Annotated in this window: 23 protein-coding genes, 1 tRNA gene and 2 pseudogenes; 9 read left to right on the top strand and 17 right to left on the bottom strand. The window is 66.8% G+C overall.

What is annotated here, in order from left to right; all coding sequences use genetic code 11:
- A pseudogene (locus tag DWF00_RS29310) lies at positions 1 to 441 on the bottom strand (hypothetical protein); the annotation flags it as partial.
- Positions 442 to 703: 262 nt separating this feature from the next.
- Between DWF00_RS29310 and DWF00_RS02725 the strand changes: the two are divergent.
- Positions 704 to 898, top strand: a pseudogene (locus tag DWF00_RS02725) (helix-turn-helix domain-containing protein); the annotation flags it as partial.
- A gap of 384 nt (positions 899 to 1,282) precedes the next feature.
- Positions 1,283 to 3,610 (top strand): methyl-accepting chemotaxis protein, encoded by a 2,328-nt coding sequence (locus DWF00_RS02720; RefSeq protein WP_147283743.1) that lies wholly within the window; start codon positions 1,283 to 1,285, stop codon positions 3,608 to 3,610.
- 38 nt (positions 3,611 to 3,648) lie between these two features.
- On the opposite strand, the gene DWF00_RS02715 is transcribed toward DWF00_RS02720, so the two are convergent.
- Both DWF00_RS02715 and DWF00_RS02710 read right to left on the bottom strand, forming a co-directional pair.
- Positions 3,649 to 4,008, bottom strand: a complete 360-nt coding sequence (locus tag DWF00_RS02715) for a RidA family protein (protein ID WP_114830834.1) — start codon at positions 4,006 to 4,008, stop codon at positions 3,649 to 3,651.
- Positions 4,009 to 4,114: 106 nt separating this feature from the next.
- Entirely contained in the window at positions 4,115 to 4,381 is a 267-nt protein-coding gene (locus DWF00_RS02710) for a hypothetical protein (RefSeq protein ID WP_114830833.1), read from the bottom strand.
- A 230-nt stretch (positions 4,382 to 4,611) separates the two neighbouring features.
- Between DWF00_RS02710 and DWF00_RS02705 the strand changes: the two genes are divergently transcribed.
- Together DWF00_RS02705 and DWF00_RS02700 are read left to right on the top strand one after the other, a co-directional pair.
- Positions 4,612 to 5,598 carry an OmpA family protein gene (locus DWF00_RS02705; protein WP_114830832.1) on the top strand — a complete coding sequence of 329 codons (987 nt, stop codon included), beginning with the start codon at positions 4,612 to 4,614 and terminating at the stop codon, positions 5,596 to 5,598.
- Between the two features lie 10 nt (positions 5,599 to 5,608).
- Complete coding sequence (locus DWF00_RS02700) at positions 5,609 to 6,445, top strand: peptidoglycan-binding domain-containing protein (protein ID WP_114830831.1); 837 nt, start codon at positions 5,609 to 5,611, stop codon at positions 6,443 to 6,445.
- A gap of 49 nt (positions 6,446 to 6,494) precedes the next feature.
- On the opposite strand, the gene DWF00_RS02695 is transcribed toward DWF00_RS02700, so the two are convergent.
- Positions 6,495 to 6,695, bottom strand: a complete 201-nt coding sequence (locus tag DWF00_RS02695; RefSeq protein WP_114830830.1) for a hypothetical protein — start codon at positions 6,693 to 6,695, stop codon at positions 6,495 to 6,497.
- Between the two features lie 78 nt (positions 6,696 to 6,773).
- Here DWF00_RS02695 and DWF00_RS02690 point away from each other — a divergent pair, with 78 nt between their 5' ends.
- Entirely contained in the window at positions 6,774 to 6,977 is a 204-nt protein-coding gene (locus tag DWF00_RS02690; RefSeq protein ID WP_114830829.1) for a hypothetical protein, read from the top strand.
- A 562-nt stretch (positions 6,978 to 7,539) separates the two neighbouring features.
- On the opposite strand, the gene DWF00_RS28960 is transcribed toward DWF00_RS02690, so the two are convergent.
- Both DWF00_RS28960 and DWF00_RS02680 read right to left on the bottom strand, forming a co-directional pair.
- Positions 7,540 to 7,899 carry a hypothetical protein gene (locus tag DWF00_RS28960; protein ID WP_147283742.1) on the bottom strand — a complete coding sequence of 120 codons (360 nt, stop codon included), beginning with the start codon at positions 7,897 to 7,899 and terminating at the stop codon, positions 7,540 to 7,542.
- Between the two features lie 164 nt (positions 7,900 to 8,063).
- A tRNA-Ser gene (locus DWF00_RS02680) sits at positions 8,064 to 8,153 on the bottom strand.
- 322 nt (positions 8,154 to 8,475) lie between these two features.
- Here DWF00_RS02680 and DWF00_RS02675 point away from each other — a divergent pair.
- The 3 genes from DWF00_RS02675 (at position 8,476) to DWF00_RS02665 (ending at position 10,324) form a co-directional block, all read left to right on the top strand.
- Entirely contained in the window at positions 8,476 to 9,153 is a 678-nt protein-coding gene (locus DWF00_RS02675) for a 50S ribosomal protein L21 (protein ID WP_114830827.1), read from the top strand.
- Between the two features lie 99 nt (positions 9,154 to 9,252).
- The gene (rpmA, locus tag DWF00_RS02670; RefSeq protein WP_114830826.1) at positions 9,253 to 9,519 is read left to right on the top strand and encodes a 50S ribosomal protein L27; all 267 of its coding nucleotides are present in this window, start codon (positions 9,253 to 9,255) and stop codon (positions 9,517 to 9,519) included.
- A 151-nt stretch (positions 9,520 to 9,670) separates the two neighbouring features.
- Entirely contained in the window at positions 9,671 to 10,324 is a 654-nt protein-coding gene (locus tag DWF00_RS02665; protein WP_114830825.1) for a GNAT family N-acetyltransferase, read from the top strand.
- 178 nt (positions 10,325 to 10,502) lie between these two features.
- Here DWF00_RS02665 and denD read toward each other — a convergent pair whose 3' ends face one another.
- The 11 genes from denD to DWF00_RS02620 form a co-directional block, all read right to left on the bottom strand.
- The gene (denD, locus tag DWF00_RS02660) at positions 10,503 to 11,486 is read right to left on the bottom strand and encodes a D-erythronate dehydrogenase (RefSeq protein WP_114830824.1); all 984 of its coding nucleotides are present in this window, start codon (positions 11,484 to 11,486) and stop codon (positions 10,503 to 10,505) included.
- Positions 11,487 to 11,513: 27 nt separating this feature from the next.
- A complete protein-coding gene (locus DWF00_RS02655; protein ID WP_114830823.1) occupies positions 11,514 to 12,260 on the bottom strand; it encodes an SDR family oxidoreductase in 747 nt (248 codons plus the stop codon).
- A gap of 12 nt (positions 12,261 to 12,272) precedes the next feature.
- The gene (locus DWF00_RS02650; protein WP_181832765.1) at positions 12,273 to 13,412 is read right to left on the bottom strand and encodes a GNAT family N-acetyltransferase; all 1,140 of its coding nucleotides are present in this window, start codon (positions 13,410 to 13,412) and stop codon (positions 12,273 to 12,275) included.
- Entirely contained in the window at positions 13,409 to 13,735 is a 327-nt protein-coding gene (locus tag DWF00_RS29305) for a hypothetical protein (protein WP_181832764.1), read from the bottom strand. Before DWF00_RS29305 ends, DWF00_RS02650 begins: the two co-directional genes overlap by 4 nt.
- Complete coding sequence (locus DWF00_RS02645; RefSeq protein ID WP_114830821.1) at positions 13,732 to 14,571, bottom strand: isocitrate lyase/PEP mutase family protein; 840 nt, start codon at positions 14,569 to 14,571, stop codon at positions 13,732 to 13,734. Before DWF00_RS02645 ends, DWF00_RS29305 begins: the two co-directional genes overlap by 4 nt.
- 122 nt (positions 14,572 to 14,693) lie before the next feature.
- A complete protein-coding gene (locus DWF00_RS02640) occupies positions 14,694 to 15,332 on the bottom strand; it encodes a DUF4286 family protein (protein WP_114830820.1) in 639 nt (212 codons plus the stop codon).
- A complete protein-coding gene (locus tag DWF00_RS02635) occupies positions 15,329 to 16,363 on the bottom strand; it encodes a zinc-dependent alcohol dehydrogenase (RefSeq protein ID WP_114830819.1) in 1,035 nt (344 codons plus the stop codon). Before DWF00_RS02635 ends, DWF00_RS02640 begins: the two co-directional genes overlap by 4 nt.
- 22 nt (positions 16,364 to 16,385) lie before the next feature.
- A complete protein-coding gene (locus DWF00_RS02630; RefSeq protein WP_181832763.1) occupies positions 16,386 to 17,390 on the bottom strand; it encodes a Bug family tripartite tricarboxylate transporter substrate binding protein in 1,005 nt (334 codons plus the stop codon).
- Between the two features lie 104 nt (positions 17,391 to 17,494).
- Positions 17,495 to 18,391 (bottom strand): LysR family transcriptional regulator, encoded by an 897-nt coding sequence (locus DWF00_RS29300; RefSeq protein ID WP_181832762.1) that lies wholly within the window; start codon positions 18,389 to 18,391, stop codon positions 17,495 to 17,497.
- Positions 18,392 to 18,411: 20 nt separating this feature from the next.
- Positions 18,412 to 18,621 (bottom strand): GlsB/YeaQ/YmgE family stress response membrane protein, encoded by a 210-nt coding sequence (locus DWF00_RS29295; protein ID WP_181832761.1) that lies wholly within the window; start codon positions 18,619 to 18,621, stop codon positions 18,412 to 18,414.
- Between the two features lie 423 nt (positions 18,622 to 19,044).
- Positions 19,045 to 20,883: an IlvD/Edd family dehydratase gene (locus DWF00_RS02620; protein WP_114830816.1), complete on the bottom strand. Its 1,839-nt coding sequence runs from the start codon at positions 20,881 to 20,883 to the stop codon at positions 19,045 to 19,047.
- A 353-nt stretch (positions 20,884 to 21,236) separates the two neighbouring features.
- On the opposite strand from DWF00_RS02620, the gene DWF00_RS02615 reads away from it, so the two are divergent.
- The gene (locus DWF00_RS02615) at positions 21,237 to 22,421 is read left to right on the top strand and encodes a pyridoxal phosphate-dependent aminotransferase (protein WP_114830815.1); all 1,185 of its coding nucleotides are present in this window, start codon (positions 21,237 to 21,239) and stop codon (positions 22,419 to 22,421) included.

Genomic DNA, 22,421 nt, shown 5'->3' with positions numbered 1-22,421 from the left:
CAGGCAGTTTCTGATGGGTTTGGTCGGGGTTTCCGCGGCAGTCGCCGCCACCGTCACGGTGAACGAGACGGCGCAGGCGTTCGAACTGCCGGATCTGAAGGGTGCGTTGCCGGATACCGCGGCCGTCCGCGCGGGAGCGGTGGCGGCTCCGGTCGAGGCCGTCGCGGGCCGGGCGGGGGTCGCCGGTGCGGCGGCCGGAGCAGGAGCGGGAGCAGCGGCCGGCTCGGTCACGGCCGATGCGGCATCCGCTTCGGAAGCGTCGTCGTCACCGCACTGGGCCTTGCGGAAGTCATTCCACTTCTGACCCTTCAGAGTATTGGCCTTTCGCGCGTCCTGATACTTGACGCTGCATTCCTTCATGGTCAAAGCCAGCGACGGCGAGGCCGAGAGGCCCGCAAGCGCAAATGCCGACGCAGACACCAGGATCATTTGTCTAAGCATGGAATCGTCTCCGTATTACCCGGCGTCTTCGCCGGTGCCGGGATGGCACTCCCTTATTGGCAACATAGCAAGCAATTTGATGACCATGGGCTGAATGCGCTCATCATCTTCGCTTCAGGTTTGCCACCGCTCGACGAGATGCCTTGGCGGCACTGATTTACGGTGTGTTAACCATTTTCTTCGTCCTATGGCCAAGTCTTCTGAGAGGCTGGGGCCTGAGAAGGAAGATGAGATGTATGATTTCAACCCAGACCCGAACGCAACCGACCTCCTGGTCGGCCGCCCTGTCGCAGATGTCGAGCGCGATCTGATCCTGGCGACCCTCCGGGAAACCGGCGGAAATCGAACCCACGCCGCCGATATTCTGCGAATATCGATCCGCACCTTGCGCAACAAGCTCGGCCTCTACGCTGCGGGGGGCCATGACGTGCCCGAATCTGGGCAGGCGACGCACTAGAACGTCGGACCGAAAAGTGGAATCCGGTTTTCGGAACAATCCGATGCAATAACCAAGGCCTGGATCGCCACTTTGTGTCCGATAGGACGCACTGCGATCTAACGGCCGGCTGCGCGCCCACGCCGGAAACTCGCCCCGCCAAGATCGGCAGGAGGGCAGGATCAACGCGGCGGAAGAATGCAACGCATAGTTGTATAATAACCGACATCTTCCCTAGAGATGGATGTCGCATTTCATGCAGCGACCCAACGGAACTCATTGAGCAAATCTTAAGGTTAAGCGTGGACAAATCGTATTCGCCGGAAAGCGCCGTATCGTTGTTGAGACGTCTGTATTCCGACGCAAGCCGCTCCATCTTTTTGGCGAGCTCCGGGGACCGTATCCGTGAATATACTCTCAGCCTCCGTCAGGAATTATCTGCTCGCGACGATGGCCTGCCTCAGCCTTCCGGGGCTCGGCGCGCTGGCCTACATGGCCAAGCAATCCTATGCCGACATGCAGACCAACATGCGCCTCGCCCAGCTGGTCGAGGCCGACAAGGCCCTGCTTCTCGCAGGCAACACGATTCGCTCGAATCGCGGCCAGGCCCAGACCGCCATCCAGGCGGAGAACGACCCGAACGCGACCGTCAAGAAGGTCGAGCAGGCCAACCGCGAGGAGCTCGCCGGCGCCATCCTCCGGCTCAAGGCCACCGACCTCCCCGACCGCGAGGCGCTTGCCGACGGCATCGCCCAGCGCGAGCAGCAGACCAACGCCCGGCTGCCCGAGATCTATGCCGAGGCCGCCAAGTCCAAGGCGCAGCGCAGCCTCGCCGCGACCATGCCCTGGTACAACGGCGTCGGCGACATCGAGACGGCGCTCGTCAAGGCCTCCGACGCGACCTCCAACGCGGTCCGGCTCGCCGACCCCGTCCTCGCCGACCTGCAGGGCTTCAAATCCGCCGGCTGGCGCGTCCGCTCCTCCTACGGCTCGCAATGCTCGATCCTCCGCCCGCTGATCGGCTCCGGCAAGGCGATGGACGCCGGCCAGCTGCGCGCGCTCGGCGAGGTCCGCGGCTCGGCCGGCGCCGGCACCAGCCAGCTGAAGCAATTGGCCGCCCGCCCCGGCGTCTCGCCGGACCTTGCCCGCAAGGTCGGCGTGATGAACGCCGAGGTCGACGCCGCCAACCTCAAGATCGACGAGCTGATCGGCAAGCTCGGCCCCGGCACAGGCCCGGTGCTTGGCGCGGAGGACTGGACCAGGCTCTGCAACGGCCCGTTCACCGCGATCATCGGCACGGTGACGCAATCGCTCGACGACATGGCGGCGAATACGCAGGCACAGCTCAGCAGCGCCTGGACCAGGCTCGCGGCGATGGGCGGCCTGTTCGTCGCCCTGCTCATCGTCTGCACGCTGAGCTGGCGCGGCATCCAGCGCCGCGTCGCCCGGCCGCTCGTCTCGCTGAAATCGGCGCTCGACGGCATGCAGGCGGGCGATTTTTCGAACGCCATCCCTGCCCACCCCTATCCTGACGAGGTCGGCGCGCTGAGCGGCGCGCTCGAGACCTATCGCGAGAACGCGCTGGCGCTCGAAGCCAGCCGCCGCGACCGCGAGACCGCGATGCTGGCCGATGCCGAACAGGCGGCCGACGTGCAAAGCCTCGTGCGTGACGTCTCCGGCATCGTCGCCGCCGCCCGCGCCGGCGATTTCTCCGGCCATGCCGAGACCGGCAAGGTTGAAGGCCCGCTGCGCGAGCTGGTCGAGGGCGTCAACGAGATCAACCGCCTCGTCGACGGCGCCACCGGCGAGTTCGTCGAAGTGCTCGAGGCGCTGGCCCAGGGCGACCTGACCCATCAGGTGCGGACACCCTATAATGGCCGTTTCGGAGCGCTCAGGGACGCGCTGAACGAGACGGTCGAGCGCCTCTCCGAGACGGTTTCGACCATCCAGAAGACCGCGCTCGACACCGGCAACGCCGCCCGCGAGATCAATGCCGGCGCCGACGATCTCTCCAAGCGCACCGAGGAGCAGGCCTCCTCGCTCGAAGAGACCGCGGCGACCACCGAAGAGCTCGCAGCCTCGGTCAAGGCTTCGGCCCATGCCTCGCGCAACGCGGTCGGCCTCGCCGAGGAGGCGAAGTCGGTGGCCCAGAATGGCGGCGCCATCGTCACTCAGGCGATCGCGGCGATGGAGAGCATCGAGCAGGCCTCGCGAAAAATCTCCGACATCAACTCGGTGATCGACGACATCGCCTTCCAGACCAATCTTCTGGCGCTCAACGCCGCAGTCGAGGCCGCCCGCGCCGGCGACAGCGGCAAGGGCTTCGCGGTCGTCGCCTCCGAGGTCCGCACGCTCGCCCAGCGCTCGGCCGAGGCGGCGAAGGACATCACCGCACTGATCAACTCCTCGAACCAGGAGGTGACGCGTGGCGTCGCACTCGTCCGTTCCGCCGGCGAGGCGCTCGGCAAGATCGTCGACGCCTCGCAGCGCGTCGCCACGACCGTCGCCGACATCTCGACCGCCAGCGCCGAGCAGGCCAACGGCATCGACGAGATGAGCCAGACCGTGGCCCATATGGATGAGATGACCCAGCAAAACGCCGCCCTGGCCGAGCAGAGCGCCGCCTCGGCAAGCGCCCTCACGAGCCAGATCCAGCGCCTCAACGCGCTGGTCGCGGCCTTCCAGACCCGCGACGGCCAGATGCAGCCGCCGCGCCTGCGCAGCGCGGCCTGACCCTTATCGGCTGCGGAGCGTTCACGCGCTCCGCAGCTTCAGATCCCGCGCTTGGCGGCCACCGCGGTGATCTCGATCGCGTAGTCCGGCGAGGCCAGCTTCGCCTCGACGGTGGCGCGCGCCGGCGCATGGCCCGGCGCGACCCATTTGTCCCAGACTTCGTTCATCTCGCTGATCCGCGAGATGTCGGTGAGGAAGATCTGGACGCTGAGGATGCGCTCCTTGCCGCTGCCGGCACTGTCGAGCGTCTCCTCCAGCAGGGCCAGCACCTCTTCGGTCTGCTCGGCCAGCGAGCGCCGGCCGGTTGTCTCCGGGACGTGCCCGGCAAGGAAGACGATGCCGTTGAAGATGGCGGCATCGCACCAGCGTTGCGTCAGACCAATGCGTTCGATCGTCATGGCAGGCTCCTCTATCGATCCCGGATCGATAGAGCATCGGCCCGAAAAGTGGCATGCGGTTTTCGGAAAAGCCGATGCTAAAGGAGCCATACCGCCGCGCGATTCCTCAACGCCGGCCGGGGCGGCCCCGGCGACCCCAGCGCCGCGCCGCCGCGACACGATGGCGCCACCACCCACCGGCGCGCCGGCGATGGGTCATGCGGCCGATCAGGAACGAGTATTCCGCATCGGTCCCGGCGACGGCCGCGGTATCCGGCAACGCACCCTTCAGATCCGGCAGTTCGAACGCCTGCGCCGTCTCGTTCACCGTGACGGTGGCGGCGACTGCCGCGGAAACCCCGACCAAACCCATCAGAAACTGCCTGCGATCCATCGTCGTTCTCCTTATGCGGGATTTGTTCAGGCTAAGGTCGAATCGGGCGGCCTTTCGTCATCCAGATGAGGGATGGCGCAACTACAGGGCGGCGCCCGGCCGCGCCTCCCCGCGTTCAAGCCGCGGCTGCCCTCGTTCAAATGGAGGACGCAGCACGCGCCCTGCCCCGGCAAGGTCCGCTGAGCGCAAGGCCGAACGCTCCCGCCGGCCGTCATTGGATCGGACAGCCGATGAACAAGATCGCCATCGCCCTCATCGCAATCGCGGCATCCTGGCTCAGCCTTCCCGCCTCGGCGCAGGACCACCCGCTGCTCGGCCGCTTCGAAGGCGCCAAGCAGGTCGGCTACAAGGTCTCGACCTTCGACGAGGCCAACATCATCACCGGGCCGATCGACGAGAAAAGGTCGCGCCAGCAGAGCGGGCCGGGCTGGGAGACGGTCGAGGGCAAGGTCTTCACGCTCTACTACAAGCTCCCGCCCGGCCGCACCGGGCTGGAGGCGCTGCGCAACTACCAGCAGGCCCTCACGGCCCAGGGCTTCGAGGTTCCCTTCACCTGCTCGACCGCATCAGGCAACTGCTTCACCGACGGCCAGAAATATCCCGGCCTCTTCCTCGGCCTGGCGCTCGACGGCGCGACCGACCTGCCCAAGCTCGAGCTCGGCGACTTCGTCCGCAACTTCTTCGGCGACGGCGCCGGCCGCTATCTCTACGCCAAGCTGAACCGGCCCGGCGGCACGGTCCATGTCAGCCTCGCCTTCTCCGAGCAGGAGAGCCGCGGCCGCACCGTCATCGCCAGGGTGATCGAAACAGGCAAGATGGAGACCGGCAAGATCCAGGTGGTCGATGCCAGCCAGCTCGGCAAGGAGATCGACCAGACCGGCAAGGCGACCGTCTACGGCATCCTGTTCGACTTCAACAAGGCCGACATCAAGCCGGAATCGCAGCCGCAGCTGAAGCAGATCGCCGACCTGCTGGCCAAGGCGCCCAGCCTCCAGCTCAACGTCGTCGGCCATACCGACAACCAGGGCGGCGGTCCCTATAACCTCAAGCTCTCCGACAGCCGCGCCTTCTCGGTCGTCGCCGAGCTGGTGACGCGCTACGGCATCGACCGCAGCCGGCTGACCCCGAGCGGCAAGGGCCTGGAGCAGCCGGTGGCCTCGAACGCCGACGAGGCCGGCCGCGCCCTCAACCGCCGCGTCGAGCTGATCCGGCGCTGAGCGGTCGGCCATGGCGACGCTCGCGCACCCGCCCTTCGCCTCCAGCCAGCGCATCCGCAACGCGGCCCAGAATAATCCGCCGATGCGGCCGGGCGAACCCGACCATAAGGCGGTCACGGTCCTGCAGCAGGCCATCATGGCCGCGGGCTTTCCCTTGGAGATGGGGGCCGACGGCACCTTCGCCTCGCGCACGGCCACCGCCGTCAGGCTCGTCCAGGCTCGGTTCCAGCTCAGCAGGGACAGCGGCCATGCCGGGCGCGAAGTCATCAACGCCCTCGACAAGGCGCTGGCGGGTGGCCTGCGCCCGCCACTCACTGTCGTCGGCGCGAAGCTGAGCCTGATGCTCCAACGGACGAAGATGTCCCACCCGCAAAAGCTCGCCCCTTACTTCGAGCGGGCCGGCGAATTGCTCTCCGAGTTCGAACTTGAGATCACGCGGGTCGACAAGCAGTTGCCGCATTTGGATTTCCACGGGACGCTCGATCCAGGCTCCCCCGGAGACATCCAATCGATCCGAGAGGCGTCGGAAAAGCAGACGCCCGGCCATTCCAACGTGCTGCGAGTCATCTTCGCGGACTTCGTCCCACGCGCGCCGCCGTTCTTCGGGCTGACGGAGGGGCGCAAGCGCACCGGAATGAACGTGCCGGACTTCATCCTGCTCAACACGGCCGTGCTACGGGATGACAAGGCGACCTTGCTGCATGAGATGATCCACGCCGCGCTCGGCTTCGACGGCGAGGACCCCGACCCAACCAGCATCGCCTCGCAAGGCTCGAGCCGCACGGTCTTCAAATTCGAGCACGCGGCGGCGATGTCGGTGGCCTTCTTTTCGAGCAAGAAGGAATAGCGCAGCGCCACTCCCGGACCGCCTCGCCGTCGGTCAGCGCCTCGGCTCCCTAAAGGCGCCCGCCATTGGCGACGCAGCGATCGATCGCCTTGCCCGAGACCTTCGCGTCCTTGCCGGCGCCGCTGCTCTTCTGGATCGCCTCACGGCAGATCCTGCGCAGGTCGTTCGCCTCGCGCTTGGCAAAGGCAACGCCCGGGAAGCTGGATACGGCGAGTACGGCCAGGGCGGCAGAGAAGGCGATGGCTTTCATGTCCGGTCTCCTTGGAACCTTGGGGCGGGAGCGACGTTGAATGTGCCGCGAGGATTATACTTCGCCGGAGACTGCCCCATGGATGAGGATCGCATCAAGCGGATTGCGAGGGCCATGTGCCGCGCCGCCCGCCTCGATCCCGATACGCCCGCCCCGGACCCGCAAGCCCCGGCGATCATGCGCCCGCAATCGGACAGCCGGCCGCCGCCAGCCTGGACGCTGTTTCGCCAGCAGGCCGAGCGCTTCATCGCGGCGAACCCCGCCACGGCTTCGTCGCTCTAGAGCCGGATGCGGAATAGCGGGCACCGGCTTTCGCCTAGATCCTGCTCTGACGTTTGATGAGAGACAGCGGGCGCCTCGCCATCTCGCCATGCTTCGGATAGGCTAAGCGCCTAGCGTCACAGGGGGCCGCGCGCGATGAGAGCTGTTCAAGCTGCTGCTATATCGGCTGCGCTCGCGGGCATCGGAGCCTGCACGCCGCGCGAAGAGCCTCCTCCGACATATCTCGCGCCGAGCGCTACGACCCGCACCCTGCCGGAGCGCAGCTATCTCGACCCGGGCCCGGCCCAGAGCACCGGCGGGCCGCGATATCTCGATGGCCGCGCGTCGAGCGCGCCCAGGCAGACCGACAACTTCGGAAATGATCTGATCCCGCGCATCCCGTAAGGTCACGGCGGGCCTGCGCGCCCCAATAGTCTCGCCGCTCTAGCCGCCATCGTGATGACCGCCGATGGCAACCGCAGTGATCAGAGGAAATCGGACGATCAACGGACGAAACCCGCCCCTGGCCCTGAGGGCGAGGTGCGGGCGGCCCGCCCAATTGTCGCCCACTGGCCCCTTAGGGTCAGTACGGGCGAACGCCACGACCGGGCTGATAGGTGAAACGACCAGGCTCACCAAGACGTCGCTCGGGCCCACGTCCGTAATAAGACGGTGGGGCGCCTCGCCCGTAACCACCGCCGCCATAGCCACCGCGCCCATAGCCGCCGCGACCGTAGCGCTGCTGCCGGTTCATGTTTTGCATGATCATGAGCCGACGCTGCTTGGCGGCGGTCATCGTGAACTCAGCGGCTTGCCCATCAAGCTGATGAGCAACCGCCGCAGGCAATGCCTCGGAGGCGCTAGCCGGAGCGGGGGCGGTAATCGCAGCGCCGGTAAGCGCAAAGGCGCCGAACATGGCGGCAATCAACGGCGTACGGTTCATATCAGGTCCCATCCTCGCGGCCCGTCAGTCGGGTCTCTATCAACACGAGGATCGTTGGGTTGTTCCGCCGCATCGCGCGAGCCCACCCACGCAGACACGGCTTTCGGAGGGCATCCTGCTTTCGCGGGGGCCAATCCTGCGAAGCCCATAGGGCTAAGCAGGGATGGCGGACAGGGAGGGATTTGAACCCCCGATACCCTTGCAGGTATGCCGCATTTCGAGTGCGGTGCATTCAACCACTCTGCCACCTGTCCGCAGTCGCTTTCGGTTGAAGCGGGCTGGTTACTACACGGCGCTTCCCGCGGATACAAGTCTCCCGGGTGTCATAAATCGGACTCAGGATGCCAAATCGGATCGAAGATGCACCGTCCGACTTGACCTAAGGCGCGCTCGCGACTATCGAGCCTCATCCGGCGTGGGGAAACCCGCGCCCGATCTCTTTTGGCGCTTTGGTTCCGCGGCATCGCGGCCCGCGCCGGCAAGAGTGAACCCGACCACGCAACCGACTGCCAAAAAGCCGTCCCGCATGGCCTACCCAGGCACATGACAGGGCGGGGCTGAACATGGAGAACAACGATGTTCGCAGTCATCAAGACCGGCGGCAAGCAATTCCGCGTCGCCGCGAACGATGAGATCACCATTGCCAAGCTCGAAGGCGAGCCTGGCGATACCGTTGCCTTCGGCAACGTCCTGATGCTGACCGATGGCGAGAAATCGACCCTCGGCGCCACGGAGCTCGCCGAGATCACCGTCGCCGGTGAGATCGTCAAGCAGGCCCGCGGCGAGAAGGTCATCGCCTTCAAGAAGCGTCGCCGCCAGAATTCGAAGCGCAAGCGCGGCTTCCGCGCCGAGCTGACGATCGTGCGCATCACCGACATCCTCACCGGCGGCAAGAAGCCGGAGATGAAGAAGGGCGATGCCTCTTCTGTCGCGCTGAAGGCCGCCTCGACGCAGACCAAGGGCAAGGCCGCTCCGAAGGCCGCCAAGGCCGAGGCGCTCGACGCGTCCAACCTCTCGCTGATCTCGGGCGTCGGCCCGACCATCGAGAAGAAGCTGCGCGCCGCCGGCATCACCTCCTGGAACGACATCGCCGCCTGGAGCGACGAGGACGTCGCCAAGTGGGACGAGGAGCTGAAGCTTCGTGGCCGCGCCACCCGCGAGGAGTGGGTCGAGCAGGCCAAGGAACTCCTGGCCGGCAAGCCCCCGCGGGCCAAGGCCGACCAGGAAGAGCAGGCCTCCGGCGAGGACTACTGACCTCTCCTGTCAGCTTCGTTCAGGTTTCGTCTCCGAAACGTGTGGCTTTTGCCGCCGTTTCGGGTTAGAGAGACAACACAGTTTCTGAGGTAGGGCGTTATGGCTCACAAAAAGGCAGGCGGCTCGTCCCGCAACGGTCGCGACTCCGAAAGCAAGCGCCTCGGCGTGAAGCGCTTCGGCGACCAGGCGGTCGTGCCCGGCAACATCATTATTCGTCAACGCGGCACCAAATGGCACGCCGGCGTGAACGTTGGCATGGGCAAAGACCATACCCTCTTTGCCACGACCAACGGACGCGTCCGATTCACGACCAAGCTCGGCCGAGCTTTCGTGAACGTAGTCCCGGCCCAAGAGGCCGCAGAGTAATAGGCGGATAGGGAATTTCCTCGATCCGCCGGTTCCATCGAACCGATCGGATCAAGGGTCCAGACCCGCCAGGGTTTCCCGAAGGTCAAGCGAAAGGGGAGATGGGACCAAAGTCCCAGCTCCCTTTTTCGTTTGCGCGACGGAGAGACCGATGTTCCCCGAATTGACCCGCGACGATGTCTTCCGGCTCGAGACCCGCCGTCTCTGGCTGCGCTGGCCCCGCATGGCCGATGCGACCGCCATCCTGCGCCAGGCCGGGGAGAAAGCCGTGGCCGAGATGACGGCCTCGATTCCGCATCCCTATCCGCAGGACGCCGTCGAGCCGTTCATCTTCGCCATGCGCAAGGGCAACGCGCTCGGCGAGCACCTGGCGCTGGCGATCACCCCGCGCTCGAAGCCGAACGAGTTGATCGGCATGATCGGCGCGCATCCGCAGGCCACCGGCACGCCCTTCATCGGCTATTGGCTCGGCACCCAGCATTGGGGCAAGGGCCATGCGACCGAGGCCGCGCAGGCACTGATCGACACGCTCTTCACGCTGCTGGAGATCCCGGCGGTGGAGGCCGACACGCGCGTTATCAACCCGGCCTCGCGCCGGGTGCTGGAGAAGTCCGGCTTCCGGCAGGAGGGCTCGTTCCTCAAGTCGCTGCCGGCGCGTGGCGGACTCTTCCCCTGCGAACAGTACCGGCTCGACCGCTCGACCTGGTCGGCGCTGAAGAGCTGGGGCGCGACCGGCTGGACCCACGCGCCCGGCCCTGAGGTCGAGGCCATCGAGGCGGGCTCGGGCGAGCCCTGCCTCGCCTGATCTGCCGGCTTTGCCTGAAACGAGAACAGCCCCGGCTCGCGCCGGGGCTGTTCGTTTTTGATGGGATTCGCGACCCTACCCGTCATTGCGAGGAGCATAGCGACGAAGCAATCCAGGGGCCTCGCGCAATCCCCTGGATTGCTTCGCTTACGCTCGCAATGACGGAGAGGGTATCGCTTTACTTCACGAAGTTGCCGCCAAGTTCATCGTCGATATGGACGCGGATGATCTCCTCGAAGCTCGCTTCCGCCTTGAAGCCAAGCTGGACCGAGCGCACGGCGTTGAAGTTGCGCGGCCAGCCCGCGACGATGCCGTCGATGACCGGATCGGGCACGCGCTTGATCCGCTTCACCACGGTCTCGCCGGCGACCTTGCGCAGCGACTCGATCTGCTCCGCCACCGTCGCCGAATAGCCGGGCATGGTCAGGTTGCGGCGCGGGCCGATCGCGTTGGTGTCCATCGTCGCGGCATGGATGAGGAAGCCCACCGCCGAGCGCGGCGAGGCGTGCCAGTGCCGGACCTGGTCGGAGACCGGCAGCACGGCCTCCTCGCCGTTCAGCGGCTCGCGGATGATGTTGGAGAAGAAGCCCGAGGCCGCCTTGTTCGGCTTGCCCGGCCGCACGCAGACCGTCGGCAGGCGGATGCCGACGCCGTCGAAGAAGCCGCGGCGAGTATAGTCGGAGAGCAGCAGTTCGCCGATCGCCTTCTGCGTGCCGTAGCTGGTCAGTGGCGTCGTGAAGAACTCGTCCTCGATCTTGTCGTGGAACGGCGCGCCGAACACCGCGATCGACGAGGTGAAGACCACGCGCGGCTTGTAGCCGCCGCCGACCTTGCGGATCGCGTCGAAGAGATGGCGCGAGCCGTCGAGGTTGATGCGGTAGCCCTTGTCGAAATCGGCCTCCGCCTCGCCGGAGACGATCGCCGCGAGGTGGACGATCAGGTCGGGCCTCAACGCAATGAGATCATCGACGCCGCCCTCGACCGAGATGTCCGAGACCACCGCGTCGAAGGTGAAGGGCGTCGCCGCCGGCGCGCTCGCCGCCACGACGTCCTGCGCCGTGACCTTGTCGATGGCCTTACCGCCGAGCTGGCCGTCATGGGCCAGCCGCTCGATGAACTTGCGGCCGACCATGCCGGCGCCGCCGAGTACCAGAATGTGCATCTTGCTATCCCTGTGCCCGTGGTCGCGTCAGAGCGCGAAGCCGCCATCGGCGAGGTGAATCTGGCCGGTGGTGTAGCTCGCCTCATCCGAGCCGAGATAGACCGCGAGCCAGGCGATCTCCTCGGCCGTGCCGAGCCGGCCCATCGGCTGGCGATCGATGAAGGCCTGGCGGGCAGCCGCCTCCGTCGTCTTGGTCAGCGCCGCCAGGTCCTTGATGCGATGGTCGAGCGAGGGCGACTGGATCGTGCCCGGGCAGATCGCGTTGGAGCGGATGCCCTTCTTGATGTAGTCGGCCGCAACGGCCTTGGTCAGGCCGATCACCGCCGCCTTCGTCGCGCCGTAGACGTAGCGGTTGGGGATGCCGCGCACCGAGCCGGCGCCCGAGGCGATGTTGACGATCGAGCCCTTGCCGGCCGCGAGCATGCCGGGGACGAAGGCCTTGATCGTGCGGTGCATCGACTTGACGTTGAGGTCGAAGGAGAACTCCCAGGCCTTGTCGTCGCATTCCAGGATCGTGCCGTGATGCACGAAGCCGGCGGCGTTGACGAGGATGTCGATGGTGCCGACCTTCTCGGCGAAGGCCTCGACCGCCTTGGTCGAGAGCACGTCGAGCTTGCGCTTCTTCGCCTTCGGAATGCCCTCGAGCAGGGCGACGTCCTTGTCGGTCGCCCAGACCGTCGCGCCCTCGGCGACGAAGGCCTCCGCGATCGCCCGGCCGATGCCCTGCCCCGCGGCGGTGACGACCGCGACCTTGCCCTTCAAACGTCCTGCCATCTGCTTCGTCCCTTACTGTGCCGGCTTGTCGAATTCTTTGCGCATATGCGCCAGGCGCCGGTCGGCCAGATCCTCGTGATGCGTCACGGCATAGCCGAGACGCTCATACCAGCCGATGCGCTGCGTCAGCTTGGCGTTGGTGTAGAGATGCACGGAGGCATAGCCGAGCGCACGGGCCCGCTCATCGGCGAAGCCCATCAGCGCCGCCCCCAGCTTGCGCCCCTGGGCGGCCGGCGAGACGGCGACGCTCCAGACGGTGAAGTCACCCGGCTCGATATCGAGCACCAGCGCCGCATCGAGACCGCCTTCGCTCTCCGCCAGCCAGACCTCGTGCTCGGCCACGACCTGCGCATAATCGGCGATGCGGGGCAGCGACGGCACGCCAATGATGCTCTCGTTCGGCGTATAGGCTGCATTCTTCAGGGCGAGGATCGCCGGGATATCGGCGAGCGAGGCCCGGCGCACGGCAACCGGCCCGGCCAGCGCGCTCGGCTGGTTGAAGGCCGTCAGCGACAGCTTCTGCCGGCCCTGCGCATCAAAATTCTCCGGCGCCAGCCAGCGCTCGAAGGCCTGCGCCCGCACCGGCCATTCGCTGTCCAGAATCGAGAACCAGGCGGTGTCGCGATTTTTGCCCTTCACCACCATGTGCTGGCGGAACAGGCCCTCATACTGGAAGCCGAAGCGCAAGGCGGCGCGCTTCGAGGGCTCGTTGAGGTCGTTACACTTCCATTCGTAGCGGCGATAGCCGAGCGAGAAGCCATAGGCGCCGCAAAGGTAGATCGCCTCGGTCGCGACCTTGGTCCGCTGCAGGCTCGGAGAATAGGTGATGTAGCCGACCTCGAAGACGCCATGCTCAGGCCTGATCTCCATCAGCCAGAGATGGCCCTTGGCCTTGCCGTCTGCCTTGTCGATCACCGCGAAAGGCACGATGCCCGGCTTCTCGGCCATCATCACCAGCAGGTCGCGATAGCCGGCGCGATCCTTCGGCGGCAGCGCCGGCATCCACTCCCAGATATGGTCCTGCCCTTGGTTGGCGGCCCAGATATCGTCGAGATGGCGGTCGGGATCGATCGGCTCGAGCCGGCAATAGCGGCCGTCCAGCACCTTGGCCGGGGGGAAGGGCGGCGCCTTCCAATCGGGCGACAACGTCATGAGCGGGCCTTTTCGCGCCAGGCTGTGAGATCGAGCGAGACGGTCCAGGCAGAGCCGAGCTCGGCCTGGGCGGCATGGACCAGCGCACCGCCCTCCGCCTCCCAGGCCAGCCGCTCGACTTCGCCTGCGAAGGCGGATTTGGCCTCGTCGTCCTCGTCGTAGATCGCGTCGAACGCGTCCATCCAGGCTTCCAGACGGTCGGCGAACGCCTCGGACAAGCCGACATCCTCGGCATCGGCGGCGCGCCGCTTGCCCTTGGCGTCGACGGTCGATAGCCCGCTCCGCCCGAGCCATTCGGGCGCGATGATCAGCTCGCGGCTCACGAGCGCGCCTTGAGGTCGTCGCGGAAGAACGGGTTGAGCGGCGCAGAAGGGCCGTTCCCGGCAAAGCCGGCGAAGCTGCCCTCCTCCTTGATCAACCTGGTGGCCTCGATGAAGGCGGCCCAGGCCGCACGAGCCAGCGCAGCACCGATCGAGATGCGGCGGACGCCGAGCGAGGCGACATCGGCGACCGTCAGGCCGAAATCACCGTAGATCAGCTGGTTGACCGGCTTGCCGCCCGCAGCGGCAACGATGGTCGAAATCTGCTCGCGCGTCTTCGGCCCCGGCGCGTAGAGCACATCGGCCCCGGCCTCGGCATAGGCCGCGATGCGCCTGGCAGCCTCGTTCAGCGCGTCGGGATGTCCGGTCAGGAAGCATTCGGCCCGCGCAGTCAGCACGACGCCTGAGCCGGTCTCGTCGATCGCCCGCCGCGCCGCCCGAATGCGCTCGACCGCGAGCTCGAATGGGTAGAGCGGCTCATCCTCGCGTCCCGTCGCATCCTCGATCGAAAGCCCGGCGACGCCGGTCGCGACGCAGGCCTTGACGTTCATGGCGAGATCGGCCGGCTCGTCGGCATAGCCATTCTCGAAATCGGCATTGACCGGAATATCCGGCACCGCCTGCACCAGCTCGATGAGATGGGCGAGCATCATCTCGCGCGGCACGTCCTGGTCGGCGCGCGCTTGCGTGAAGGCGAAGCCGGCGCTGGTCGAGGCCAGCGCCTTGAAGCCCTGCCCGCGCAGCCAGCGCGCCGAGCCGACATCCCACGGGTTCGGCATCACGAAGCAGCCGGCCTCGTGCAGCGTGCGGAACTGGGCGACCTGGAGGCTGTGCGGCATGCTAATCGTTTCAAATGGAGTGCGCGGCGGGAGCGCATACTGTCCGGCCCGCAGCTTTTTGTCAGCCCTTCGTTTCCCACACAAGCGCCCGGCGCCGATGCGCGGCGGGTATGGAAGCTGGCTCAGTAGGCGATAATGAGCTCGTAGACTGCACGTTCGAGCACAAACCCATCCCGCGCCAGCAATGCTGCCAGCTCGCCGACAGCGATGGTGAGAGCCGCGCTATCGGTCCCATCGATCGTGGCGACGAAATGCGGTTCATGTGGCGCCGCCGTCGCTGCGAAAGCCGGATGAGGCTTGGTCGCAACCGCGAGGCCGAGCCGCAGCGCGACGATCCCGGCCTGCCCGACGAGCCTCTCGAGCTGCGTTCCGGCCTCGCTCTCCCCGCTCCAGCGCAGGAAGCCGAGATGCCGGCCGCAACCATGGCCTGCCCGCCCCGTCTCCTGATAGGCGAAGCGGCGGAATTCGCCCATAACCGGCCGCATCCGCTGCGACATCGGCGTCGGGCTGATGAGAAGATGCTGGTATTCCGGCGTCTCCAGCGCCTCCGGCCCCTTGATGTCGTAGAGCGTCAGGTAGTGCGTGCCGATGCCGTGGCCGCGGACATAGCGTCGTGCGCCCAGGAAGCCCGGCATGGTCAGCCGTTCCGGCACATGCTCGAACGTATGCCATTCCTCATATTGAGCCCGCATCGCCGGCTCGACGGTGTTGGCGATGGCCAGGAAGCCGCCGCCGCGCCAATCGGACTGATGCGCGCTCATGGCCGCAGCAAGATCTTGGAGGCGGAGCGGCTCTTGGCGAGGGCGAAGGCCTCCAGCGCTTCGGTAAGCGGGAATTCGGCGCTGATCATCCTCGACACCCGCTCGGCATTCTCGGTGAGGTAGCCGATCACGCGCGGCCAGGTCGCAAGCGGCGCGCGGTAGGAGCCGCGGACCTGCTGATGCTTCCGGACCAGGGCGGTGAGGTCGATGCTCGCCGGCTTGGCGTGGATGCCGCAGATCACCAGCACGCCGCGCAAGGCCAGCAGATCGAGTGCCTCGCCGACGACCGCCGGCACGCCGGCCGCCTCGATCACGACATTATATGAAAGCGGCAGCCCGGCCTTTTCCAGCGCCTCGCGCAGCGAGCCGCCTTCCGTGTCAACGACATCGCCGAAGCCAAGCCCGCGCAAGGTCGCCAGCCGCGCGCCATCCTCGCGCCCGGCCACCACGACACACGCCGCGCCAGCCGCCTCGGCGAACAGCGCCGCACCCTGCCCGATCGTGCCCGGTCCGATGATCAGCACGCTATCACCCGGCTTCACGCCGGCAGTGTCGACCGCCTCGGCGGATACCGTCATCGGCTCGGTCAGGGCCGCCAATGCGTCAGGAAGCGCGTCCGGCACAGCGACGCAGTTTTCGGCCGGCACGATCGCCAGCGCCGCGAAGCCGCCATCGCGCGTGATGCCGATGCCGCGCCGCGTCACGCAATCCTCGGAGCGGCCGGTACGGCAGGGTTCGCAACGGCCGCAGACGACGGAGGGACGCACCACGACCCTGTCACCTTCGCGAAAGCTCGAAACGCTCGCACCCAACCTCGTGATCGTCCCGGTGAACTCGTGGCCGAGCGTCACCGGCATCGCCGTCGCCATCGCGGCATAGCCCGCCGTCCAGTCCGCGACGTGCAGGTCGGTGCCGCAAATGCCGGCCGCCGCGACCCGGATCGTCACCTCGCCAGGGCCGGGCGCTGCCGGCTCCGGCACCTCGCGAAGCGCAAGGCCGGGCTCGGGCGCGAGCTTCCTGAGGGCGAGCATGGTCCGCTCCCGCCGCGCCGGCTCAGTCGACCTTGATGCCGGCCTGCTTGACCACCTTCGCCCAGATCTCGGCGTCCTTGTCCATGAAGGCGGCGAACTCGGCCGACGTGCCAGGCGCCGGCTCCGCGCCGATCTCGACGAGGCGGGCTGTGACGTCGGGCTTGACCAGCGCCGCGTTCACGGCCGCGTTCAGCACGGAGACCACGGCGGGAGGCGTGCCCTTCGGCGCGACCAGCGCGACCCAGGCGGCGAGATCGTAGCCGGGATAGCCCTGCTCGGCTACGGTCGGGGCGTCCGGCAGCAGGCTCACGCGCTTCGCCGTTGTCACCGCCAGCGCCCGCAAGGTGCCGCCCTTCACATGCGCCGAGGCGCCGGCGAGCGTGCAGAACATCACGTCGATATTGCCGCTGATCGTGTCGGTCAGGGCCGGGGCCTCGCCGCGATAGGCGACGTGCTGGACCTTGGCGCCCGAGACCAGCCCGAAGAACTCGCCCGCGAGATGCGCCACCGTGCCGGCGCCGCCGGAGCCGAAGGTGATCGGGTCGGGCCGCGACTTGCCCAGCGCTTCCAGCTCCTTCATCGTCTTGGCCGGCAGCTTCAGCCCGGCCACCACGACGAAGGGCAGCTTGGCGATCATCGCCACCGGCACGAGGTCGGTCTTCCAGTCGAAGGGCAGGTTCGAGCGCAGCGCCGGGTTGATCACCATCGTCGTCGGCGCTGCGAGCAAGGTGTAGCCGTCCGGCTCCGCCTTCGCCACGGCCTGCGATCCCAGCACCGTGCCGGCGCCGCCGCGATTCTCGATGATGAAGCGCTGCTTGATGATCTCGCCCGCCGCTTCGGCGACCACGCGCGTCACCACGTCGACGCCGCCGCCGGCGGCGAAGGGCACGATCAGCTGGATCGACTTGGCCGGGTAGGCCTGCGCGAAGGCCGGACGCGCCGCCGCGGCGGAGAGCAACGCAAGCGCCGCCGCGAGCACCTCACGGCGCTGAAAGCCAGGTGTTTCCGCGCGATCGAAGCCGGACATGATCATTCCTCCCGACGGTTTCAGTCTTCTTGCGGCCGAGAAACCATCGATCGAAACGCACCGCAAGCGCGGTTTCTGCTCTCCTGCATAGCCTGAGGCTATACTCAGGCGCCGAGTTTCACGGCCTGCGCCCGCAACGCCCCCTCGAAGCGCTGGATCAGGCGGCTGCGCGCCCGCTCGACCTGCCGATGCAGATAGACCTCGTAGAGCGGCGCATGGTCGAGCCTGACGACCGCGACCTTCGCCCGGTCGGCCGAGAGCGCGCTGAAGGCATCGACGATGGCGACGCCGACCCCGGCCTCGGCGAAGCCGATCGCGGTTTCGGCGAAGCGCGTGACATGGGTGCGCGTCGGCCTGAACCCGCCGGCCTCGAGCACCGCATCGACCGCACGGCCATGGACGGATTGCGGCTCGAACACGACCAGCGGCCGATCAGTCAGCACTGACGGCGATACCAAGCCATCGCCGCTCGGAAGCCAGCCATGCGGCGCGACCGCGACCACCGCCGCCTTGGCGATGAAGATGCTGCGGATGCCGGCATGCAGGATCGGGAACAGCGTGATCGCGCATTCGCCCTGTCCCGAGAGCAGGTAGTCCATCACCTGGCTGACCGAGAGCACGTCGAGATGCAGGCTCAGGCCCGGGTGCTCCTGCAGCAGGTCGGCGGCGGCGAGCGGAACCAGCACGCGGCCGACGCTCGGAGAAGCGCCGAGCCTGAGCGAGCCGCCATCGGCCCGCGAGATGCGCAAAGCCCGCGCCAGGGCGCCTTCGAGCTGCTCGAAGGCGAGATCGACCTCGCCGAGCAGCCGGTGCGCATCGGCGGTTGGCACCAGCCTGCCGCCGTGGCGGTCGAACAGGGCGAAGGCGCAGATATCCTCGACCCGCCGGATGGTCTTGGTCACGGTCGGCTGGGCGATGCGCAGGTCCCTGGCCGCACCAACCACCGTGCGGCAGCGCATCAGCGCGCGAAAGACCTCGATCTGGCGAAGCGTGAGCTGCATGCGGCGTCTCCCAGCCGGGTTCAGCCGAGGACGCTGCCGACGACCATGACCGCCAGTGCCAGGAGTATGATGCCGCCGGCAATCACCGTGTAGAACAGCGCCGCCAGACAGATCAGCGGCAGCGCGATCGCGCCGATGATCGCACCCGTGACGATCATGCCCGAGCCGCGCCGCCAATGCGCGACGGCGCCGCCGAGCAGCGCACCCAGCACGGCCGCCACCAGCAGCATGACGATGCTCTGCTGATCCAGCCCAAGCTGTTGCGAAAACGCCCCCATGCGCAAAGGGGTAACGCATAGGGGCGAAAAACGGAATGCCGTTTTCGGACAGAGCCAGTGCAAGCCGAGACGAAAAGGCGCGGGGAACCCTCTCCTGTAAGGAGAGGGCAGGGTGAGGTGTCGGCCAGGACACCAGTAAACAGCACGGGCCTGCGATTATACCCATGCCCTTATCGTCATTGCGAGCGTAGCGAAGCAATCCAGGGGCCGTCGAGTGCGACAGTCTGGATTGCTTCACTGCACTCGCAATGACGGGCGGGGACGGCGGTCAGGTCACGGCAGCAGCGTCAAACGGCCTACACCTCACCCCACCCTCTCCTTACAGGAGAGGGCTCCCGCACCTATTCTTGCAAGGGTCGCCCCCGACAACGATCCTCAGTGATTGTCGCGCGGCACGCCGAACTTCTTGTGGATCTTCTGGTACTTGACCGCCGGCTTCAGCACCATGCCCTCGGAGAGCTCGCCGACGATCTTGCGCTGGATCTCCTGCCATGGCGTCTGGCTCTTCGGATATTTGTAGCCGCCGGCGGCCTTCAGCGCGACGCGGCGCTCCTCCAGTTCCTTGTCGGAGATCAGGATGTCGGCCGTGCGCTTCTTCAGGTCGATGCGGACCTTGTCGCCGGTCTTGAGCAGCGCGAGGCCGCCGCCGGTCGCCGCTTCCGGCGAGGCGTTCAGGATCGAGGGCGAGCCCGAGGTGCCGGACTGGCGGCCGTCGCCGACGCAGGCCAGCGCCGTGACGCCCTTCTTGATCAGGTAGTCCGGCGGCCGCATGTTCACGACCTCGGCCGCGCCGGGATAGCCGATCGGGCCGACGCCGCGGATGAACAGCACGGTGTGCTCGTCGATCGCCAGCGCCGGATCGTCGATGCGGTGGTGGTAGTCCTCCGGCCCGTCGAAGACGACGGCCTTGCCCTCGAAGGCCATCGGGTCCTTCGGGTTCTCGAGATAGCGCTTGCGGAACTCCGGCGTGATCACGCTGGTCTTCATGATCGCGGAGTCGAACAGGTTGCCGCGCAGGTTGAGGAAGCCCGACTGCGCCTTCATCGGCTCGTCATAGGCCTTGATCACGCGCCGGTCGCCGGAGAAGAAGCCTTCGCAATTCTCGGCCAGCGTCTTGCCGTTGGCGGTGATCGCCGGCTTGATCTTGCCCTTGGCGACGAGCTCCGCGACCACGGCCGGCACGCCACCGGCGCGGTAGAAATCCTCGCCGAGGTATTCGCCGGCCGGCTGCAGGTTGACCAGCAGCGGGATCTCGTAGCCGATCGCGGTCCAGTCCTCGTTGTCGAGCGGCACGCCGATATGCTTGGCGATGGCGTTGACGTGGATCGGCGCATTGGTCGAGCCGCCGATCGCCGAGTTGACGATGATCGTGTTCTCCAGCGCCTCGCGCGTCAGGATCTTCGACGGGATCAGGTTCTCCCAGACCATCTCGACGATGCGGCGGCCAGTCAGGTAGGCCATCTCGTAGCGGTCGCGATAGGGCGCGGGAATGGCGGCGCCGCCGGGCAGGGTCATGCCCATCGCCTCGGCGAGCGAGTTCATCGTCGAGGCCGTGCCCATCGTGTTGCAATGGCCGGCCGACGGAGCGGAGGAGGCGACGAGGTCGACGAAGCCGCGATAGTCGATCTCGCCGGCCGCCATCATCTGGCGCGCCTTCCAGACGATTGTGCCCGAGCCCGTGCGCTCGCCGCGGAAGGAGCCGTTCAGCATCGGCCCGCCCGGCAGCGCGATCGCCGGGATATCGACGGTGGCGGCGGCCATGATCTGGGCCGGCGTGGTCTTGTCGCAGCCAGTCGTCAGCACGACGCCGTCGAGCGGGTAGCCGTAGAGAATCTCGACGAGGCTGAGATATTGCAGGTTGCGGTCGAGCGACGCGGTCGGGCGCTTGCAGGTTTCCTGGATCGGGTGGATCGGGAACTCGAAGGGCACGCCGCCCATCTCGCGAATGCCGTCGCGGACGCGATGCGCCAGCTCGATATGATGGCGGTTGCACGGCGCGATGTCCGAGCCGGTCTGGGCGATGCCGATGATCGGCCGGCCCGATTGCAGCTCGTCGCGCGACAGGCCGAAATTCATCGTGCGCTCGATATAGAGCGCGGTCATGTCGGCATTGGCGGGGTTGTCGAACCAGGCCTTCGAGCGCAGCTGCTCGGGCTTGATCTTGCGGACAGGCTTCTTGCTACCCGGCGTCTTGCTGGTCGGCGTCTTGGCCATTCCCGTCATTCCCTCTCGCGGCGGCGCGCGACCCTTGAGGCCGCTTCTCTTTAAAACGATTTGAACCAGCTATCTTGCCGATCGGCACCGGCACGACAAGAGCCCTTCGGCTTCACATCGCGACAATGCGCATTCTGCATACAGCATGCGATTTATGCCGCCAATGATGTAGGTCGCGTCGGCGGCGCAACACAGGAGAATCCGGCTGGGGCCGCCTTGCAACTGCGTGAAACGCGCGGCGGCCCGGCTGCCAGCGCAAGCTAGGCTCTTGCATCGTCACGCTGATTCCGGCCAAGACAGCGCCAAGGCTCGCGACCGGGCCGTTGAACAGAAAATCATAGAGGAAGCCCGCCATGGCCCTGCATGTCGTCCCCTCCTTCGCCCGCATCGGCGAGGAAAATGCCTTCGCCGTTCTGGCGCGCGCGACCGAGCTGCAGCGCCAGGGCAAGGACGTCATCAACCTCGGCATCGGCCAGCCCGATTTCCCGACGCCGGAGCACATCGTCGAGGCGGCGGTGAAGGCCCTGCGCGACGGCCATCATGGCTATACGCCCGCCAACGGCATCCTGCCCTTGCGCGAGGCCGTGGCCGCCGACCTGCACAAGCGCTTCGCCGTGAACGTCTCGCCGGAGGAGGTGATGATCGTGCCGGGCGGCAAGGTCACCATGTTCATGGCGATCCTGATGTTCGGCGAGCCCGGCGCCGAGATCCTCTATCCCGATCCCGGCTTCCCGATCTATCGCTCGATGATCGAGTATACCGGCGCGACGCCGATCCCGGTGCCGATCCGCGAGGAGAACGGCTTCGCCTTCTCGGCCGAGGAGACGCTCTCGCTGATCACGCCGAAGACCCGGCTGCTGATCATCAACTCGCCGGCGAACCCGACCGGCGGCGTCACGCCGAAATCGGAAGTCGACAAGCTCGTCGCCGGCCTCGCCAGGTTCCCCGATGTCGCGGTGATGTCGGACGAGATCTACGACCAGATGCTCTACGACGGCGAGAAGCACGTCTGCCTGCTCAGCTATCCCGAGATCCGCGACCGGCTGATCCTGCTCAACGGCTGGTCGAAGACCTATGCCATGACCGGCTGGCGCATGGGCTTCTCGGTCTGGCCGAAGCCACTCTACGACAATGCCCGCAAGCTCGCGGTCAACTCGCATTCCTGCGTCAACGCCCCCGCCCAATGGGCGGGTTTGGCCGCGCTGACCGGGCCGCAGGACGCGGTCCACATGATGCTGGCGGAGTTCGACCGGCGCCGGAAGGCCGTGGTCAAGGGCCTGAACACCCTGCCCGGCGTGTCCTGCATCGAGCCGAAGGGCGCCTTCTACGCCTTCCCGAACGTCTCGCAGACCGGCTGGAAGGCAAAGAAGCTGGCCTCGGCCCTGCTGGAAGACGCCGGCGTCGCCACCATCGGCGGACCCGATTTCGGCGTCCATGGCGAGGGCTATATCCGCCTCTCCTATGCCAACTCGCTGGAGAACATCGAGCGGGCGCTGGAGCGGATGGGCTCGTTCCTCAAGAGTGCGAAGGCGGCGTAA

This window comes from Allobosea caraganae (assembly GCF_003351345.1).
Taxonomy (GTDB): Bacteria; Pseudomonadota; Alphaproteobacteria; order Rhizobiales; family Beijerinckiaceae; genus Allobosea; species Allobosea caraganae.
This window is presented reverse-complemented; position numbering and strand designations above follow the sequence as displayed.

Coding starts and splice junctions, on each gene's coding strand:
- DWF00_RS02715 (WP_114830834.1), bottom strand. CDS start 4,008: ATGACGATCGAACGCATTGGTCTGACGCAACGCTGGTGCGATGCCGCC.
- DWF00_RS02710 (WP_114830833.1), bottom strand. CDS start 4,381: ATGGATCGCAGGCAGTTTCTGATGGGTTTGGTCGGGGTTTCCGCGGCA.
- DWF00_RS02705 (WP_114830832.1), top strand. CDS start 4,612: ATGAACAAGATCGCCATCGCCCTCATCGCAATCGCGGCATCCTGGCTC.
- DWF00_RS02700 (WP_114830831.1), top strand. CDS start 5,609: ATGGCGACGCTCGCGCACCCGCCCTTCGCCTCCAGCCAGCGCATCCGC.
- DWF00_RS02695 (WP_114830830.1), bottom strand. CDS start 6,695: ATGAAAGCCATCGCCTTCTCTGCCGCCCTGGCCGTACTCGCCGTATCC.
- DWF00_RS02690 (WP_114830829.1), top strand. CDS start 6,774: ATGGATGAGGATCGCATCAAGCGGATTGCGAGGGCCATGTGCCGCGCC.
- DWF00_RS28960 (WP_147283742.1), bottom strand. CDS start 7,899: ATGAACCGTACGCCGTTGATTGCCGCCATGTTCGGCGCCTTTGCGCTT.
- DWF00_RS02675 (WP_114830827.1), top strand. CDS start 8,476: ATGTTCGCAGTCATCAAGACCGGCGGCAAGCAATTCCGCGTCGCCGCG.
- rpmA (WP_114830826.1), top strand. CDS start 9,253: ATGGCTCACAAAAAGGCAGGCGGCTCGTCCCGCAACGGTCGCGACTCC.
- DWF00_RS02665 (WP_114830825.1), top strand. CDS start 9,671: ATGTTCCCCGAATTGACCCGCGACGATGTCTTCCGGCTCGAGACCCGC.
- denD (WP_114830824.1), bottom strand. CDS start 11,486: ATGCACATTCTGGTACTCGGCGGCGCCGGCATGGTCGGCCGCAAGTTC.
- DWF00_RS02655 (WP_114830823.1), bottom strand. CDS start 12,260: ATGGCAGGACGTTTGAAGGGCAAGGTCGCGGTCGTCACCGCCGCGGGG.
- DWF00_RS02650 (WP_181832765.1), bottom strand. CDS start 13,412: ATGACGTTGTCGCCCGATTGGAAGGCGCCGCCCTTCCCCCCGGCCAAG.
- DWF00_RS02645 (WP_114830821.1), bottom strand. CDS start 14,571: ATGCCGCACAGCCTCCAGGTCGCCCAGTTCCGCACGCTGCACGAGGCC.
- DWF00_RS02640 (WP_114830820.1), bottom strand. CDS start 15,332: ATGAGCGCGCATCAGTCCGATTGGCGCGGCGGCGGCTTCCTGGCCATC.
- DWF00_RS02635 (WP_114830819.1), bottom strand. CDS start 16,363: ATGCTCGCCCTCAGGAAGCTCGCGCCCGAGCCCGGCCTTGCGCTTCGC.
- DWF00_RS02630 (WP_181832763.1), bottom strand. CDS start 17,390: ATGTCCGGCTTCGATCGCGCGGAAACACCTGGCTTTCAGCGCCGTGAG.
- DWF00_RS29300 (WP_181832762.1), bottom strand. CDS start 18,391: ATGCAGCTCACGCTTCGCCAGATCGAGGTCTTTCGCGCGCTGATGCGC.
- DWF00_RS29295 (WP_181832761.1), bottom strand. CDS start 18,621: ATGCTGCTGGTGGCGGCCGTGCTGGGTGCGCTGCTCGGCGGCGCCGTC.
- DWF00_RS02620 (WP_114830816.1), bottom strand. CDS start 20,883: ATGGCCAAGACGCCGACCAGCAAGACGCCGGGTAGCAAGAAGCCTGTC.
- DWF00_RS02615 (WP_114830815.1), top strand. CDS start 21,237: ATGGCCCTGCATGTCGTCCCCTCCTTCGCCCGCATCGGCGAGGAAAAT.